Genomic DNA, 17,030 nt, shown 5'->3' with positions numbered 1-17,030 from the left:
ATGTAGGGCGGGTGCAACCCGCCGTTTTTACCGTATTTCATCTCAAAGTCTGGCGGGTTGCACCCGCCCTACGATGACGCAATGCTTGCAATTGATATATGTATCTAGCCCTTTATTTCTTTGCACTTCTATCTAGTAATACAGCCAGCAGGATCACGCTTCCCTTAATAACTTGCTGGTAAAATGATGACACAGATAGTAAGTTTAAGCCATTATTGAGAACACCAATCAATACCGCACCAATCAGTGTGCCGACGATCCAGCCTCGGCCACCGGATAAGCTGGTGCCGCCCAAAACCACGGCTGCAATGGCGTCTAGCTCGTATCCCATGCCGGCATTAGGCTGGGCGGAGTTAAGGCGAGAAGTGAGAATCACACCTGCTAGGGCGGATAAGCCACCAGAGAGGGTGTAAACCCAAAGCTTGACGCGATTTACTTTTACGCCAGAGATCAGCGAAGCTTCTTCATTGCCACCCACTGCATAAACATGGCGGCCAAAGACGGTCTTTTTTAAGATAAACCACAGTGCTACAAAGGCGATCAAGGTGGTAATCACGGGCACAGGAATCAAATTGCCGATATAGCCTGCGCCCAGCATAGAGAAAAAGTCGCTATTAAAACCGGTGATTGGGCGGCCATCTGATGCCACCAGCGCCAAGCCGCGAAATACCGTCATCGTGCCAAGGGTGGCAATAAAGGGCGCAACTTTGCCACGGCTGATAATGATGCCGTTCACCGCTCCAAGCGCGGCTCCTGCCAATACGCCAAATAATGTTGCGAGCACTGGATCAACACCCGCCGCCATCATGCTGGCAATGGCGACGGACGAAAGCGCCAGTACCGCGCCTACGGATAAATCAATCCCGCCTAGCAAAATCACAAAAGTCATACCAAAGGCGATCAGGGCATTGATCGATACTTGCCGCAGCACATTCAGCAGATTATTTACGGTAAGAAAATCGCGGCTCATCACTGACAAAACACCAGATATAAGCAGCAGTGCGAGTAGGGGGCCCAGCTTTTGTAGCGTGGCTTTTTGGCTTTGGTTCATGATTATTGGCCTCCGGTGGCGGCGTGCATAATTGATTCTTGGGTGGCCGTTTTAGCATCGAAAATACCGGCGCTTTGTCCTTGGTGCATCACCAGGATGCGATCGCTCATGGCGAGCACTTCAGGTAGCTCGGATGAAATCATCAAAATGGCGACGCCACTGGCGGCCAGCTCATTAATAATGTGGTAAATCTCGGCCTTGCCACCCACGTCGACCCCTCGGGTGGGCTCGTCTAAAAACAGCACCTTGGGATGAATCCCCAGCCATTTGGCAAACACCACCTTTTGCTGATTACCGCCTGATAGTGATTTGACTTCTAAATCAGCATCACGGGTGCGGATAGACAGCTTGCGTATCATTTCGCTGACGTTTTTGCTTTCGGCATTGTGATCAATCATGCCCATTTTATTGGGGGCATTGGTCAGGCTGATGTTTTCTTTTACGGATAAACCCAGCACCAAACCTTGTGATTTTCTGTCTTCAGTGACATAGCCTATGCCGTGAGCGATGGCTTCAATGGCTGATTTGCAATGAATAGGCGCACCATCCAGCCAAATTTGCCCCGCCGATTTGGCAGAGAGGCCAAATAGACTACGGGCAATTTCGCTACGCCCAGCCCCCATCAAGCCCGCCACGCCTAGCACTTCGCCTTGGCGAATTTCAAAGTTAATGTTGCTGATGGTGTGATCGTCGGCGAGGTTTTCTACCTTAAAGCGCACAGGACCAAGGGCGCTGCTTCGCTTAGGGTAGCGATCGCCAATTTCACGCCCCACCATCATTTTGACGATTTCATCAAAGCGCGTTTCTTTGATCACACGGGTGCCCACAAATTGCCCGTCGCGTAAGACCGAGATGCGATCGCAAACCTGAAAGATTTCTTCCATCCGGTGCGATACGTACACAATGCCTACACCACGTGCTTTTAAATCTTGCATCAGCTTAAATAAAACTTCGATTTCTCTATTGCTGAGCGCCGCCGTTGGCTCATCCATAATCAGGACTTGCGCGTTAAGCGACAGCGCTTTGGCAATCTCGACCATTTGCTGCTGGCCTATGGATAAGGAGCCTGCTTCTTGATCGGGGTCGATATTACTAATGCCTAGCAGCGCCAGATATTCGCGGCAAAGCGCGCGCATCTCGCCCGATTTAAGCCAGCCGCCACGGGTTTTTTCACGCCCTAAAAACAGATTATCCATCACCGATAATTCACGAATCAGGTTCAGCTCCTGATGAATGATGGCAATGCCCAGTGCTTCGGCTTCTTTGGGGCTGTGGATCGCCACTTCACGGCCATCCACATGAATACGGCCAGCGTCGCTTGGGTAAATGCCAGTGAGGATTTTCATCAGCGTCGATTTACCCGCGCCGTTTTCACCCATCAGCGCATGAATCTCGCCACGCTCCAGCGCAAAATCCACGCCTTCCAGTACCTTAACCGGGCCAAAAGATTTATTGATGCCTTGCATTTGGATCAGCATACGAAAGCCTTGGTTTTTAATGAGTGAAGGTTTTTAAAACATGAATACATAAAAACAGCAGGAAATAATCGTAAAACTCAGCTGCATATAAAACCCAGGTCTTGAACCACAGAGAACACGGAGGACACAGAGTTACACGGAGGAAAACTAAAAGGGAGTTTTCCGGTTTTTGCTTGAGCTTTGGTGGCGTCTGCTTCGTGTCGAAAAAAACCATGAGCACCTTGTTTTCTCTCATGTTTTTCCTCCGTGAGACTCCGTGTTCTCTGTGTCCTCCGTGTTTCAAGATCTGGGTTTAGGGCTGTACAGAGCCTTAAAAAATCACGCCTGAATGCAAGATGATGTTGGCGTAGGGCGATGCTTCGCCGGTGCGGATCACGGCTTTGGCATCGTGGCACAGCTGTTTGAATTCTTCATGGCTGACAAAATCAATACTAATGCCTGACGATTGCATGGCTTGTGCCTGAGCTGCAACTGTTGGATTTGTTGCCAAGCATTCTGTGGCAAACACAGCACGTTCTACCTGCATGTCGCTAAGGATTTCTTGCAGCGTGTCTACAAAGCTAGGCTGGCCTAGTTTGAGCGCCAGATCGATGCGCTCTACATGGTCTGGAATCGGCAGGCCGCAATCGGCAATCACAATGCTATCGGTGTGGCCCAATCGGGCGAGAACGCGAGCGAGCTCGCTATTTAATATGCCGTGCTTTTTCATGATTGCGTCTTTAAAAATTGTTCGAGTTCTGCCAGGGTGGGCATGCCGCCCTGTGCGCCAGCACGGGTGACCGATAAGGCACCTGCTGCGCTGGCCCTTTTTGTGGCCTCGCTGATGCCTAATTGCCAGAACGTGGCGAGCGCGCCGTTAAAGGTGTCGCCCGCTCCGGTGCTATCGACCAGATCAACCTTAAAGCCTGCTTGATGCTGAAGCTCTCCATCTTGATTAAACCAAGCGCCATCACTGCCTTTGGTCATCACCGCTGCGTGCTTGGCCAATACTGCTTTCCAATCACCATCTGCTTCCCCAAGGGCTTCTAGCAGCTCAAATTCATTAGGGGTGAGTAGGGTGCAAAGCGCCAGTAGTTCGGCAGGCAGCGCTTGTGCAGGCGCGGGGTTCAGAAAGAAAGGTTTGCCGTGCTTTTGGGCGAGGCGGGCGGAAGCCATTACGGTATCTAAGGGGATTTCAAGCTGGGCCAGAATCACATCGGCATCGATAAATGCAGCTTCTGCGGCATTGATATCGCTCGGGCTAAGCTGATGATTTGCTCCTGGCACCACTACAATGGCGTTATCCCCAAGGCAGAGCGTAATCAGTGCCACACCGGTAGCGGTGTCTGGGCTGGTTTTTAGCCAGCGGGTATCAATGCCTTCAGCCACAAGGCCCGCTTTTAGCGCTTGGCCGAATTCGTCATTGCCGATACAGCCCACCATCGCAACCGAGGCGCCAAGGCGCTGCGCAGCCACGGCCTGATTCGCTCCTTTGCCACCCGGATGCGTTGCAAACTGCTCGCCAATTAGCGTTTCACCCATACGGGGAAACTGCTGGGTGTGGACGACTAAATCCATATTAATGCTGCCAACGACGACTACTTTTGTCATGTTGTACCCTTATTTTTTCTGATGGCTACGTGATTTGCGAGCAATGCTAAACCGTACGCAGCAAAAAATATAGATCTAAATCAAGAAAATGTAGTGCTTTTTATTGAACTACGGGATTTTCCTGATGGGGATAGCTCTGGGGTGGTCTTTTGAGGAATGTCTTTGACATCAATGGCTTTGGGAGGGCGTGTTAAGCGGAGCGAGCAAGGGAATTGGCTGGCGATTGGGTCGTATGTAATAAACATGTAAGGTGTGGGGTGCTATATTTTGCCCACGTAGAGAAGGTGCAAAACCCATATCAAAGATTTTAATTTTGCATCTGTATTTCTTCGTGAAGCGCTGCGTTCTGCTGTGAGCTGCGTGTTTCAAGGCTTGGGTTTTGCCGCGTAATATCCTTTACTTTGCAACCTCCACCCGATTACGTCCGCCTGCTTTTGCGCGGTAGAGCGCCAGATCGGCTCTATGGAGGGCCGCTTCAAAGCTTTCGCCTGTTTGCCGCTCTGCCACACCAAAACTGCAACTTAGGGTGATTTCTGACGGCCAGTTTTGGCTAAAGAGCCATAAGCGTAGTTTTTCTGCGAGCAGCTCAGCTTGTGCTAAGCCGCTGTACTGGCAAAGTAAGATAAATTCTTCGCCGCCAAAGCGGATTAGTTTTTCGCTTGGGCGAATTTGCTGCTGAATATGCTGGGCCAGCAGGCAAAGCACTTGATCCCCTGTGCTGTGGCCATGAGTATCATTAATTTTTTTAAAGTGATCGATATCAATGAAAATAATGCAGAGCGAGGCATTGAGAGGCTCACTGGCAAGCAAAACGTTGAGCCCTTCCCGATTAAATGCCGAGGTGAGCGGATCACGCATACTGCGCTCTGTTAGTAATTGATTCGTTTCTTTTAAGCGTTCTTGTGCATTTTTTAAGGCCTGCTGCTGCTTATTACTACGCTGTAAAGCCTGCATCGAACGGCGTAATTCTGTAATCAGCCAGAAGGCGGCGCTGCCTCCCCATAAGAGGAGGAGCAATAATTGCAAAGTATTATTACTAATCCATTTTCCATTTAATTCGATATAGGCCAAATCAATCTGGTGATTGGTTTTTTTGGGGAAAAGGCCGGTGGCCACGCGAATTTCCCTGATGTTGCTAAATTCATTATCTGCCCATTTAGGCGGTATTTTTTTGTCTGCAATCCACCAGGATGCCACATTAAATTGGCGCCAGCTTAAGGCATGCGTGCTCCAGCCCATGGCACCGGGCAGGTAAATTTCTGTAAATTTCTGGCTACGGTAATCATTCTCCACGCTATATTCGGGATTAAAATTAATCATGACCAGATTCACTTGTTCACGCGCATCCTGATAGCGGTAGTGGATGGTGATTTGTGTGTATTTGGAAAAATCAATACCTTGGCTACCATTGCTTAAATCCAGATCAATTGAGCAGTAAGGCGAGCGATGCCCCTCATTGAGCTGGCAGTCCAAGCGCCAGTAATCTGCGGTGTAGGTAAGCAAGCCTATGCTTTTACCACCTTCGGTATCTCTATCATCACTGGCACTGATTTTCGTAAAATTGCTGGGATCAAAGCGTAAAGATAAATTCATGCCATAGTGCTGCCACAGCAATAAAGTGATGGTCAGCATAATTAATAAGCCAAGCACAAAATGGATGGGTTGAAGAATGCCCCATTGGGTGATGATTTTTTGCGCTGGCATGTTCAAACCTTATATTTGTATTAGCTTGCAGTATTGATTTGAAACGCGCAAATGGCTAGCCCAAATAGGTCACTTGTTGGGATTTGCTGAGTGTGAAAAACAGCATTTTGATGGTTTTTATGCAGTTTAATCTTGCTATTGATTATGTTGATCGATGCAAACAGTGTGTGCTGGTTATTGCTAATGTTATTGAATGGATAAGGGGCTTTGTTTTAGATTTAGGGAAGATGGTTTTGCACCCCCCTCCCGAGCCAAATATTATAAATTGATTTGCCCTTTCAGCCAAAGCGTTCTGCCTGGTTCGTTGATTTTACTGGTTTGCAAATAGCCACCCACCATCGCGCCCGCACGGCTGATGTGCTCGGCGTAGCTACGATCAAACAGATTATCTACACCGATGCTCAGCTGGCTATTTTTGCTGGGCTTGTAAGCGGCGTTGAGCGAGAAGATCGTAAAGCCTGCCGTGCTGCCAGTATCTTGCCCAACGATATTGCCCTTGCCTAAGTCGATTCTATTTTGTGCCGCCACCGCACGGATCAAGCCACCTACATTCCAATTGGCCTCATTCCAGCTGAGATTGACGCGGCTTTCTAGTGGGGGGATTTGGGCAAGGGCGCTGTGATCGGTTTGATTATTGCCGCGCACAAAGGAGAGCGCTAACTCACTTTTTAGTTTAGGGCTGAGTTGATAAGCCAGCCCCATTTCACCGCCCCAAGTACTGGCATCCACATTGCGGCTAATGGTTTTTGTGCCCATACGCCCATTAGGTACGCCAGATTGAATCAAAATATAGTCGTCAATCTGGTTATAAAACGTAGAGGCGCTGAGTGATAAGGGGCCATCGTGATGGATTGCGCCCAGATCGAGCTGGCTGGTTTTTTCGGTGGCGGTGTTAAACGCAGAATTGCTGTCTGCGCTTTGCTTGCTGATCAGCTCCCAGTAATCTGGCGCTCGCTCGCTGCGGCCTAAGCCTGCATAGACCATCGTGCCCGCACTGATATCTTGCTCAAAGCGCACAAAGCCGCTGCCCAGTATTTCCTTGCGTTCTTGCCTAGCGCTTGCGCTGCTCAGGCGTCTATCGTTGGCTTGCCAAAAATCGGCGCGCGCACCACTAATCAGGCGTGATTGCTCGTTGATAAAGTAACTGAACTCAGCAAAGATGCCGCTGTTTTTAAAGCGAGCATCATCGATACGCGGCTTATCTTGATAATCTTTGCCGGTGCGTAAGCTATGCTCATCCTGCTGAAAATCCAAGCCGGTCTTTAGCTGACTGTCATCGCTGGTATTGAGCGTAGCCATCATGCGCCCGCCCCATGTTAGGCGGTCTGGATTACTGGCCATTTCTTTGCCCTGTGTGTAGGGGCGCAGGCTGTAGTTATCCATCACATGATCGATATAGGCGTGTGAAAGCTGTGCTTCAATTTGCTTAAGCCACGGGGAGATATTCTTTTTGCTGAATTTAAAGCTCAGGCTATTCCTAGCAAACAGGCTGCCATCCATACCGCGATCGGCATAAGCGGCTTCGCCATCACTTTGGGTGGCAGAGAATTGCAAGCGGGTATCTTCATCGGGCGTCCAGCCTAGGGTAAGGTTGGCGCTGTGCCTTTGGTAATTTGAATGCACGGCGTTGCCATTGCCATCTTTGTAATCATCTTGCTGGGAGTGAGTGGCAATCACGCTGACATCGGCCTTGCCATTGCCGGTAGCAAGCTCGCTCATGGCATCAAAGCGGCCAAAGCTGCCGACGGTGAGCGCGGCATTGGCCTTGATGCCGCCCTGTGGAAATGCTGCGGCTTTACGCTCAAACAGCACCGTGCCTGCAGAATTACCTGGCCCATACAGCACAGTCTGCGGCCCTTTGAGTAGGCTCACTTTGTCGTAAGAGTCAGCAAAAATATAAGCCGTGGGCGGGTCCATACGGCCACCGCAGCCGCCCAGAATTTGCTCACCATCGAGCAAAATATTCAGCCTAGAGCCTGCCATGCCACGAAAAACCGGATCGCCATCAATCCCGCCTTTGCGAATCACATTCATGCCTGGAATGGTTTTTAAAAAACTGGCCCCATCGGTGGCAGGCAAAGGTTGCTGTGGGTTTCTTGCATCAAACTCCACTTTTAGCGCCTCTTGCATGGCAGGCGCGGTGACAATAACAGGGGAGAGCTGAATGGTTTCTGCGTTGGCAAAGTGCGCTGAAAATGCAGCGCTTAATGCGAGGACAATTATTTTTTTCATTAGTGAGCTTCAATCATTGAATTAATGTGTTGTTTAGAAATGAATTTGTTTTTTTAATAAAACAATAAGGATTTATGCAAATAGGGTATTAAACCATCGTAGGGCGGGTGAAACCCGCCATTTTTCGTGTTTCAGCAAAGCTCGGCGGGTTTCACCCTCCCTACGAAAAACATTTCGCTTAAGTTGATAGAATTGGCGGGAGAGCCGCCATATAAAAGTATTTATTTGTCATTGTGGTTTAACAGCGCTTCCTAAGTGCGTATTAATACGATTGGCTATAAATTGGCTTTAATCGTCGCCAGTATTTCTGGATCAGGCGTAATGCTGAGTGTGTCACTTGTTTTAATAATGATGCCCTGCTGGTTCATTAATACAAATCGGGTATTGTGATTAATTTCGCCATTGGCTGAACGGCGGTATTTAACGCCTAAGGAGGCGGCAATTTGCCTTGTATGACTGTCGTTATCACTGACGGCTAAGCGATAAGTTGTTGGATCAAATTGATGAACTTTTGCTAATCCAGCCAAGGATTTTGGCGTATCAATCCCCGGGTTTAGGCTAATTAATAGCGCTCTGATATTTTTACGCTGGACAAGGGGTACGGCCTCAATAGTGCGTTTTACGTTTTCCATCACAATGGGGCAAGATAAATTGCAATCGCCATAAAACATACTAATGATGGTCATTTTAGCCTGCTCATCAGCCAGCTTAAATGAATTGCCCTGTTGATCCATTAATGGGGCATCGATTTGATAGAGAGAATTTCCACTAGGTATTGCCACGGCACTGGCGGCCTTATGTGCGGCATGATCATCGCAGGCGATACTTGCCGCACTGATGGAAAGTAAAATACTAAGCAAGATTGGTTTCATTAACATGATTGCTTCCTATTAAGAGCCTTAATAAAAGTCTTCGAGCTTCGTTATCCTTCCTCGCCGTATTATTTACACTGTGTTCGTCAGGATGCCTTGCTCGAAAATTTTTACATTAAGTACTTAACTAATTAAATATGCTTGGCACAACGAAAGCCAAGGGTATTGACCGTATCGGTGCCATTTAATGCGGCCAATAAGGCAATGCGCATTAAGATGGCGTAATTTTCTTTATCCCCTAACGATAAGCTGGCCGCGCCACAGGTTTCTAATAAGGTTTGATCGCCTTGGCCTCGGCTATCTGTTGTGACAAATAGGCCATTAAAATCTTCTACCCATTCCCAAATCGATTGGTGCATATCGTAAACACCATAGATATTGGCGATTTGCTGGCCTGATTGGGCTAATGGCGTGATGGCGGGCTCGGCATACCACCTTAATATCTTGGCTCGCCAGAGTGGATCATTTCTGGCGTCTTTACGCAGGGCGTCGGCAGCGGCGGCAAATTCCCATTGAGACCATGTGGGTAATTGCGCCTTTTCGCTGGCGCAATAGGCATTGGCGGCAAACCAGCTAATTTGGGTAACTGGGGCGAGGGGATGATTAGGTGAATAATCTGTGGCCGATTGCCAATTGGCTAAATAGTCCAAATTTGCAAAGAGTGGGGCAATCTGCCCACGTTGCCACTGCGGATTATTTTTCAAAAAATTTAAATAATCCTGATTACTCACCGGCTTAGACCTTAAGCGATAAGCCACCACTTGCACCGTTTCGCCATCGGTTGGCAAAGCGGTGCGCAAAGTGCCTCCTGCGATAGGCATATAATCAGCAGCAAATACGCTGCTGATTAGGCTGAATGCCAATAAGGCTCTCATTTTGGTATTCTTAATTTTTTAACTTGATCCACTTTAAAGATAGGCTTGCCGCTATTCATGGCTACGCTCACATAATTTAATACATCCGTTATTTCTTGATCATTTAAATTTTGTGCAGGCATGGCAGAGATATACTTTTGCCCATTGACTGTAATTTCACCATTTAAACCTTGATCTATAATTTTAATGAGTGCGCTAGCGTTGGTTTTTTTAAAGTAATCAGATTTATTTAAAGGAGGAAATGCACCGGCTAATCCATCGCCATTGGCCATATGGCAGCTGGTACAGGTTTTTTCATAAACGGCTTTGCCTGCGCTCACATCGATGGCTAATGCTTGAAATGATGCAAAGGCCGTTAATATAAATAATAGCGGTTTCATAATGATCATCCTGTTGTATCTGAAAGAGATAATTTGATGTCTGATGCACAGTGCGGAGTGCCTGCTCTATTCACTCCGCCGCCTTGGCTATATTTATTCCGCTTTTAATTTGCTATGGATGCCCTTGCTATAAATTTCGGGCTGATCATCCCCCGTGACCGACATAATGCCAATCGCCCCTTTATGAAAGGCACGGCTTAGGGCGTGATCAACAAGAGTTAAATTGCCGGGTACTTTTGGGGTGAATTCGACGATTGTTGCACCGCCAGGAGGCACGGCGGTGGTTTGTACTTGCTCTTGGAATTTTAATCCGCCTTCAAAATAAACCTTATCAAATACCGCGCCAATAATATGGAAGCTAGATAATAAATTTGGTCCGCCATCACCAAAGAAAATACGCACTTTGTCATTTACTTTGGCGGTGAGTGCATTTTTGCCGGTGAGTGAATTAGAAGCGCCATTAAATAAAACATAACTGGCTTTTTCATCAATTGATTTTTGCATATCAAAAGGCTGCATCCCGCCAGCGCCAAATACACCAGGGGTATAAAAATCACCCTGCATCACGTAATACTCTTTATCTACCGGCGCTAAGCCTTCTTTAGGCTCAACTAAAATCATGCCGTACATGCCATTGGCAATATGCATGGCCACTGGGGCGGTGGCGCAGTGATAAACATAGAGGCCAGGGTTGAGTGCTTTAAAAGTAAATTTAGCCTGATTGCCCGGCGCAATGAGGGTTTGTGAAGCGCCGCCACCTGGGCCGGATACGGCGTGCAAATCAATATTGTGTGGCAATTTGCTGCTGGCTAAATTCTTTAAATTAAGCTCTACCGTATCGCCTTCACGTACCCGAATCATTTTGCCTGGTACGGTGCCGCCAAAAGTCCAAAACATATATTTGGTGCCGGGGGTAATTTCGCGCACCATTTCTTCGACGGTGAGATTAACAATGACTTTGGCTGGGGTTTTACGGGTAATAGCAGGCGGTACATTGGGCGGTGCTAATAACACGGCGGTTTCTATTGGCAAAGTGGCTTCTGTTTCAGCCAATGCCAATGGCGCGGTTAAAGCGCTGCAAATAAGCAAAGATTCAAATGCCCACTTGGTATTTAAATAACAGGATTTTAATTCCATGATGAAGCTCCATTTGCCATGTTGTGTGTGTATGTTTTATATTTTTCTATCCATATATTGTATTTAGTATGCATATTTAACATTGATAAAAATCAATAAGCGGCGTGATCTTTTTATACTTCTTACAGGCGTAAAAAAACGGTGCATCTAGGCACCGTTTTTTAGGATAAATCATTTTTTTTTAGAATATATACTTTGCCACTTAGACGTTTAGAATTTCAATATCGTCCCCTCCGATTGTTTTTGTCGGGGGACAGCAGTGCTGCTGGATTCCCGATAAAACCACTCGGGAATGACGCGTTTATAAACGATCCAGATTATGCCGCTTGCTCAATAACATTATAAATATCGTAGGGCGGGTGAAACCCGCGTATTTATTCGGCATCGCTCGTGGGTTTCACCCGCCCTACAAATTCAAAAACTAAATCCCGCACTCAAGAAATCCATCTACACAGAGTCCATTGAGCAAGAGGCATAATCAGGTAAACGATTATTAAAAGTTGAGGTTGTTATATTGCGTATATCTAGCCTAGCTTTATTCCCCGCTACACGCACATCCACCGCTACCACAGCCTTCACTCGCTGCGGCTGGTTTAGGTTGAATTGAAAAATCAATCACAATCGCTTCATGATCGCGTTGAATATAATTAGCTTTAACTTGGCCTTGATAACGCTGCTCAATTTGCGCTAATAAAGGCAATGGATCGTGATCATTAATAAAGCGCATTGTTTCGCCTTCATTGAGTGACTCGATCGCCCCAAAGATCGCCGCATGGCGAAAGCGCTTGGCGACACCGCGCGCATCAAAGCCATATACGCCGTCTAATTGATTGGGGAGGCTACAGTCATGCATGGTGATTCCTTTAATTAAAAATAAGAGACTAGATTGCTGGGGCGCACTCGAGTTGAATACCGCGCACTCGAATAAAACACCGTAGGGCGCACTCGAAGCTCTGCATGCGACAGTTTTTAGTCGCATCGTGAGAGCGCAGTGCGCCGTTTGCCCGTGCCCGTGCCCGTGATATATGGTGTGTATGGCGTGGTTGGCGTACTGCGCTGGGCGATAAAGCTGCCCAGCTTCGAGTACGCCCTACGTTGGGGGGCAACTACCCCAACTTCATTTCAATGACCTTTATGCATCAACCAACTTGCCCGCTGGCACAGGCAAGCTACGATCTCTGCCCAGTAGTTTCAGGGCAAATACGGCCAGATATACTACGCCTACCGAGAACACGATATCGCCCGGCACGCGCAGCCAGACTAAGGTTTCCATCACAGGTGAGTGGATAATTTCGGCAGATCGGGCATACCACAGGCCGTGTTCTACGCTGGCAATGGCTTGGTAAATACCGGATGGCAGTAGCGACATAAACACCATCATAAACAGGCCAATATTTAGCGACCAGAAAGCTGGTTTCAGTAGCTTGTCATTCCAATTAGCAGCAGGAGCAAGGCCGCGTAAGCAGAACAACATCAGGCCGATGCCGAGCATGCCGTACACACCAAATAGCGCGGCGTGAGCGTGGGCGGCGGTCATATTTAGGCCTTGTACGTAATACAGCGAGATAGGCGGGTTAATCGCAAAGCCCAGTAAGCCCGCGCCGACGCTATTCCAAAAGCCGACCGCCACAAAACACATGATTGCCCAGCGATATTTAGCCACCCACGGTGCGGCTTGGTTGTGGCGATAAGTTTGATAGGCTTCTGCACCAATCAGCGCTAAAGGCACTACTTCAAGCGCTGAGAACATCGCGCCGACCGCAATCACCGAAGTCGGTGAGCCGGTAAAGTACAGGTGATGCAGCGTGCCTAAAATACCGCCAAATAAGAACACAATCGTTTCAAGCACAATGGCGCGGTTGGCCGATGCGGCGCGGATCAAGCCTAGACGGCTGAGCAGCAGGGCAATCACAGCGGTGGCAAATACTTCAAAGAAGCCTTCTACCCACAGATGCACCAACCACCAGCGCCAGTATTCAATCAGCGCGTAATGGGTTTTTTGCCCCCATACCAAAGATGATGCGTAAAACAGGCCGATACATACTGCAGAGATAAACACCATGGCGATCAGGCCTTGGCTTTCGGATGGTTTACGCAGCGCAGGCCATAAGCCACGGCCCAATAAGCCAACCCAAATCAGCAGACCAATAAACAGTAGCACTTGCCAGACGCGGCCCATGCTGGTGTATTCCAAACCTTGATTACCTAACCAAAAACTATAGCTAGTGCCCAAGCGTTGTAAGGTGCCGACCCAGCCACAGGCAATCGATCCAACCACAATCAATAGCAGGGCATAAAACAACACATCCACACCGAATTTTTGAAACTTAGGCTCTTTGCCGCCTAATACTGGCGCTAAAAACAGGCCCGTTGCCAGCCATGCGGTGGCAATCCATAACACGCCAAGCTGGGTATGAATGGTGCGGCTAATGGTAAACGGTAGTACTTCTGCCAGCGGAATGCCAAAGAAGCTACCGCCTTCTACTTGGTAATGCGCAGAAACAATCCCCATCCCCACTTGCACTAGCAGTAAACCAATCACCACATAGAAATACTTCATGGTGGCTTTCATCGATGGTGTCAGCTTCAACGTGACTAGCGGATCATTTTCTGGGCAAATCACCGGCTCTTCATCACGGTGCATTTGGTGAAACAAGATCATCGCTGCAATACCCGCCAGCAATAAAATAATGCTGGCAATCGACCAAACGCTGGTGCCGGTGGTTGGGGTATTGGCTACCAGTGGCTCGTGCGGCCAGTTGCTGGTGTAGGAAATATGATCAATGCCGGGGCGATTGGTGGTGGCCGACCATGCCGACCAAAAGAAGAACGCGGGTAGGGCTTTCAAGTCGTCAGCATTTTTAATCGAGCCAGCAATCATCGCGTATTGCTCACGCAGCTTATCTTGCGAAGCATCGGTACCAAACAGGCCCATATAGTGCTGGGCAACTTGCTCAATCGCTACGGCTCTATCGGCTTGAATAGTCAGCGTATCACTGGCTTTATCGTAAGTATTGCTACGCATCACCGAGATTAAACGTGCATCCAGCGGTACTTGTTCTTCGCGGCTCAGCTGGCTGTAATCTTTTTTAAACTGCTGCTTAGCCCAAATATCACGCAGGGTAATTGCCTCGCGGTGCAGCCAATCGGCCGACCAATCAGGAGCGACATAACTACCATGCCCCCAAACCGAGCCCACCTGCTGGCCACCGGCTGACAACCAAGCCTCTTGTCCCCGCTGAATTTGCTCGCCGCTATACAGCAGCTTGCCGCTGCTACTTAAAACTTGTTGGGGAATCGGCGGTTTCTCAAGGTAAATTTCCCGACCTATCCAGCCGAGCACGGCAAAAGACAGGAAGAAAATAACCGCAAGCGTGCGCCAGAGATTACGCGTTTTATGCATGATGTGCTCCGGATGGGTGAGGCGTGTTGGGATTTATATATGCATAATATATACCTATTTTAGAAAGATGCAAATAATATGCATGTTTAATGTGCGTGGGCAGGGAGCGGGGGTAAAAGTGAGTGGGGTGTAGGCAATCCCCACTTCACCTTCTAAGTAAGTGCAGCAACACCGGGTAAGCCACGCCACCCGTCTATGCCGCTTATTATCTCGTGCTTTTGAAGCGATTTACTTCAGAATTGGCAAGGTGAGCGTGGCTTTAATGCCGCCGTTTTTATGCGGGCTTAATTCGAGCTTCCCATTAAAACGTTTGGCGATGGCGGCTACGATGGATAGGCCAAGGCCGCTGCCTTTGGTGCTGCTACGCCGCCAGAAACGCTGGGTGACTAAGGCTAGCTCGGCGGGCTGCAGCCCCGGCCCTTGGTCGATGATGCTGAAACACATTGCCGATTCTAAGCGCTGTGTTTCCACTCTTACCACGCTATTGGCTGGGGAGTAATTCAGTGCGTTATCTAGCAGATTACGCAGCGCCGTTACGGCAAGGGCTTGGGGTAGGGCAAGCTGAGCTGTGGCTATTTCGCCTAACTGCACTCGCTCTGGCTGCTGGGGGGCGGCGTCTCTGATGGCTAGTTTTAAGATCTCGTGGGCGCAGGTGCTTTGCCCGTCATCCCAGCAAAAATCGCCTTCAATCTGGGCCAGTGTCAGCAATTGCGTCAGCGTATGCTGCAGCCTTGCCACACTTTCTTCGGCGTAATCTAAAGCGGTTTTTGCTTCTTCTCCCTCGGTAATGCGGGCGACTTGCAAATGGATTTTGATGGCGGTGAGCGGGGTGCGTAATTCATGTGCGGCATCGCTGGTCAGCTGGCGTTCCCGCTCCAGCGTTTGCTCTATGCGGCTTAATAATTGATTTAAGCTGTTTACTAAAGGCAGCAGGTCTTTGGGAATATGCTGGGTAGAGAGCGGGCTTAAGGTTTGCGGTGCTTGGCCTGCAAGGGCTTGGCGAATTTTCTCTAGCGGCAGCAGCCCTTGTCTTACGCCAAACCAAAGTAAAAGCAGGCTGCCAACAAGTGCAACCATAAAGGGCAGCGTGGTGGCAAATAGCACATCGTGCAGCATTTGATTTCTTTCGCTTAACCGGTCGGCGGTGGTGACGCGCAGGCCAAAGGCTTCGATGGTGTAGCTGCGCCATTGTTCTTTATTGATGGTTAAATCAGTAAAGCCCAGCGTTTCAGAGCGAGTGGCATCGGGATGCGTATGATCGGTGCGCGCCAGCACTTCGCCACGCAAGGAGCTGATCTGGCAGGCTAAGCCTTTGCCTGCTGGCAGCAGTAGCGTGTCGCGTTTTTTGCCTTTGGCCGCCGCATCCCAAGCGGCGACGTTTTGCGAGATGAGCCCTGCTACCATTTGCGCCGACATGCTTAAGCGTTGATCCAGCGTATTGCGTATTTGCCGGTCCAGATTATATAAGGTCCAGGCCGTTACGCCGCCCCAGAGCAAGCTCAGAGAAATACCAATCAGCAGTAATAAGCGCAGGCGCAAGCTCATGGTTTTATTCCGCCATAGCGATAGCCCATGCCGCGGATGGTCTCGATAATCTCGCCGCCTAATTTACGGCGCAGGTGATAAATATGCACATTAAGGGCATTGCTTTCGATTTCTTCGCTGAAATCATAAAGCCGGTCTTTGAGCTGCTCGGCGCTAAGTATTCGATCCTTGGCTTGCATCAGTGCAGCCAGCAGCGCCATTTCCCGACGGGATAAGGCAATGGCTTGCTCATGCAGGCTGACATGGCCCGTAGCGGGGTTGAGTTTTAATGGCCCATCTGTAATCAGATCAATGCAACGCCCGGCTACACGCCGCTGCAAGGCGTGTAAGCGGGCGACTAATTCATCTAAATCAAAAGGCTTCAGCAGATAATCGTCAGCGCCTAGTTGCAATGCCATTACTTTGTCTTTTACTGAATCACGTGCGGTCAGCACAAGGATGGGTAAAACGATGCCTTTTGCTCTTAAACGCGGCAGGAGTTTCATGCCGTCTTCATCAGGCAAGCCAAGGTCTAGAATCAACACATCGCAATTTAAGGTGGCAAGCGCGGCCTCTGCCATTGCAGCACTGGCCACGCTGTCTACCGTAAATTGATGGGCTCGCAGGCCCGCTTTAATGCCATGGGCAATTAATTCGTTGTCTTCTACCAGCAGCACGCGCATGGGCGATTTTTCCTTGCTTCGCATTCAGGCCGCAGATTATTGCACAGTTAATGTTGCCTTAATCCGAAGGCGACATCCTTACATTTCCGGTTTTGATTTTG

Annotated in this window: 14 protein-coding genes; all 14 read right to left on the bottom strand. The window is 48.9% G+C overall.

Translation table 11 applies throughout. The features are described 5' to 3' along the window. Nucleotides 1–112: 112 nt before the first annotated feature. A complete protein-coding gene (locus ACFQNF_RS12995; protein WP_380188381.1) occupies nt 113–1,051 on the bottom strand; it encodes an ABC transporter permease subunit in 939 nt (312 codons plus the stop codon). Nucleotides 1,052–1,053: 2 nt separating this feature from the next. Then, nucleotides 1,054–2,529, bottom strand: a complete 1,476-nt coding sequence (locus ACFQNF_RS12990) for a sugar ABC transporter ATP-binding protein (RefSeq protein WP_380188380.1) — start codon at nt 2,527–2,529, stop codon at nt 1,054–1,056. A gap of 310 nt (nt 2,530–2,839) precedes the next feature. Then, on the bottom strand, nt 2,840–3,238 hold the full coding sequence (gene rbsD, locus ACFQNF_RS12985) for a D-ribose pyranase (protein WP_380188379.1): 399 nt from the start codon (nt 3,236–3,238) through the stop codon (nt 2,840–2,842). Then, nucleotides 3,235–4,119, bottom strand: a complete 885-nt coding sequence (gene rbsK / locus ACFQNF_RS12980) for a ribokinase (protein WP_380188378.1) — start codon at nt 4,117–4,119, stop codon at nt 3,235–3,237. The genes rbsD and rbsK overlap by 4 nt, the downstream gene beginning before the upstream one ends. A 396-nt stretch (nt 4,120–4,515) precedes the next feature. Then, nucleotides 4,516–5,823, bottom strand: coding sequence for a GGDEF domain-containing protein (locus tag ACFQNF_RS12975; protein ID WP_380188377.1), 1,308 nt, complete (start codon nt 5,821–5,823; stop codon nt 4,516–4,518). A gap of 258 nt (nt 5,824–6,081) precedes the next feature. Next, nucleotides 6,082–8,055 (bottom strand): TonB-dependent copper receptor, encoded by a 1,974-nt coding sequence (locus ACFQNF_RS12970; RefSeq protein WP_380188376.1) that lies wholly within the window; start codon nt 8,053–8,055, stop codon nt 6,082–6,084. 275 nt (nt 8,056–8,330) lie between these two features. After that, on the bottom strand, nt 8,331–8,933 hold the full coding sequence (locus ACFQNF_RS12965) for an SCO family protein (protein ID WP_380188375.1): 603 nt from the start codon (nt 8,931–8,933) through the stop codon (nt 8,331–8,333). Between the two features lie 125 nt (nt 8,934–9,058). Continuing rightward, entirely contained in the window at nt 9,059–9,802 is a 744-nt protein-coding gene (locus ACFQNF_RS12960; RefSeq protein WP_380188374.1) for an SUMF1/EgtB/PvdO family nonheme iron enzyme, read from the bottom strand. Beyond that, complete coding sequence (locus ACFQNF_RS12955) at nt 9,799–10,191, bottom strand: c-type cytochrome (RefSeq protein ID WP_380188373.1); 393 nt, start codon at nt 10,189–10,191, stop codon at nt 9,799–9,801. The genes ACFQNF_RS12960 and ACFQNF_RS12955 overlap by 4 nt, the downstream gene beginning before the upstream one ends. Before the next feature lie 84 nt (nt 10,192–10,275). After that, a complete protein-coding gene (nirK, locus tag ACFQNF_RS12950) occupies nt 10,276–11,319 on the bottom strand; it encodes a copper-containing nitrite reductase (protein WP_380188372.1) in 1,044 nt (347 codons plus the stop codon). 535 nt (nt 11,320–11,854) lie between these two features. Continuing rightward, complete coding sequence (locus ACFQNF_RS12945; RefSeq protein ID WP_380188371.1) at nt 11,855–12,172, bottom strand: DUF2249 domain-containing protein; 318 nt, start codon at nt 12,170–12,172, stop codon at nt 11,855–11,857. A 279-nt stretch (nt 12,173–12,451) separates the two neighbouring features. Further along, nucleotides 12,452–14,722 carry a nitric-oxide reductase large subunit gene (locus ACFQNF_RS12940; RefSeq protein WP_380188370.1) on the bottom strand — a complete coding sequence of 757 codons (2,271 nt, stop codon included), beginning with the start codon at nt 14,720–14,722 and terminating at the stop codon, nt 12,452–12,454. A 228-nt stretch (nt 14,723–14,950) separates the two neighbouring features. After that, a complete protein-coding gene (locus ACFQNF_RS12935; RefSeq protein ID WP_380188369.1) occupies nt 14,951–16,267 on the bottom strand; it encodes an ATP-binding protein in 1,317 nt (438 codons plus the stop codon). After that, nucleotides 16,264–16,929: a response regulator gene (locus tag ACFQNF_RS12930; protein WP_380188368.1), complete on the bottom strand. Its 666-nt coding sequence runs from the start codon at nt 16,927–16,929 to the stop codon at nt 16,264–16,266. Before ACFQNF_RS12930 ends, ACFQNF_RS12935 begins: the two co-directional genes overlap by 4 nt. Nucleotides 16,930–17,030: the final 101 nt, after the last annotated feature.

The organism is Iodobacter arcticus (assembly GCF_042664895.1).
In the GTDB taxonomy this organism is placed as follows: Bacteria; Pseudomonadota; Gammaproteobacteria; order Burkholderiales; family Chitinibacteraceae; genus Iodobacter; species Iodobacter arcticus.
The sequence above is the reverse complement of the archived record's forward strand: the minus strand, read 5'-3'. Positions and strand labels throughout refer to the sequence as shown.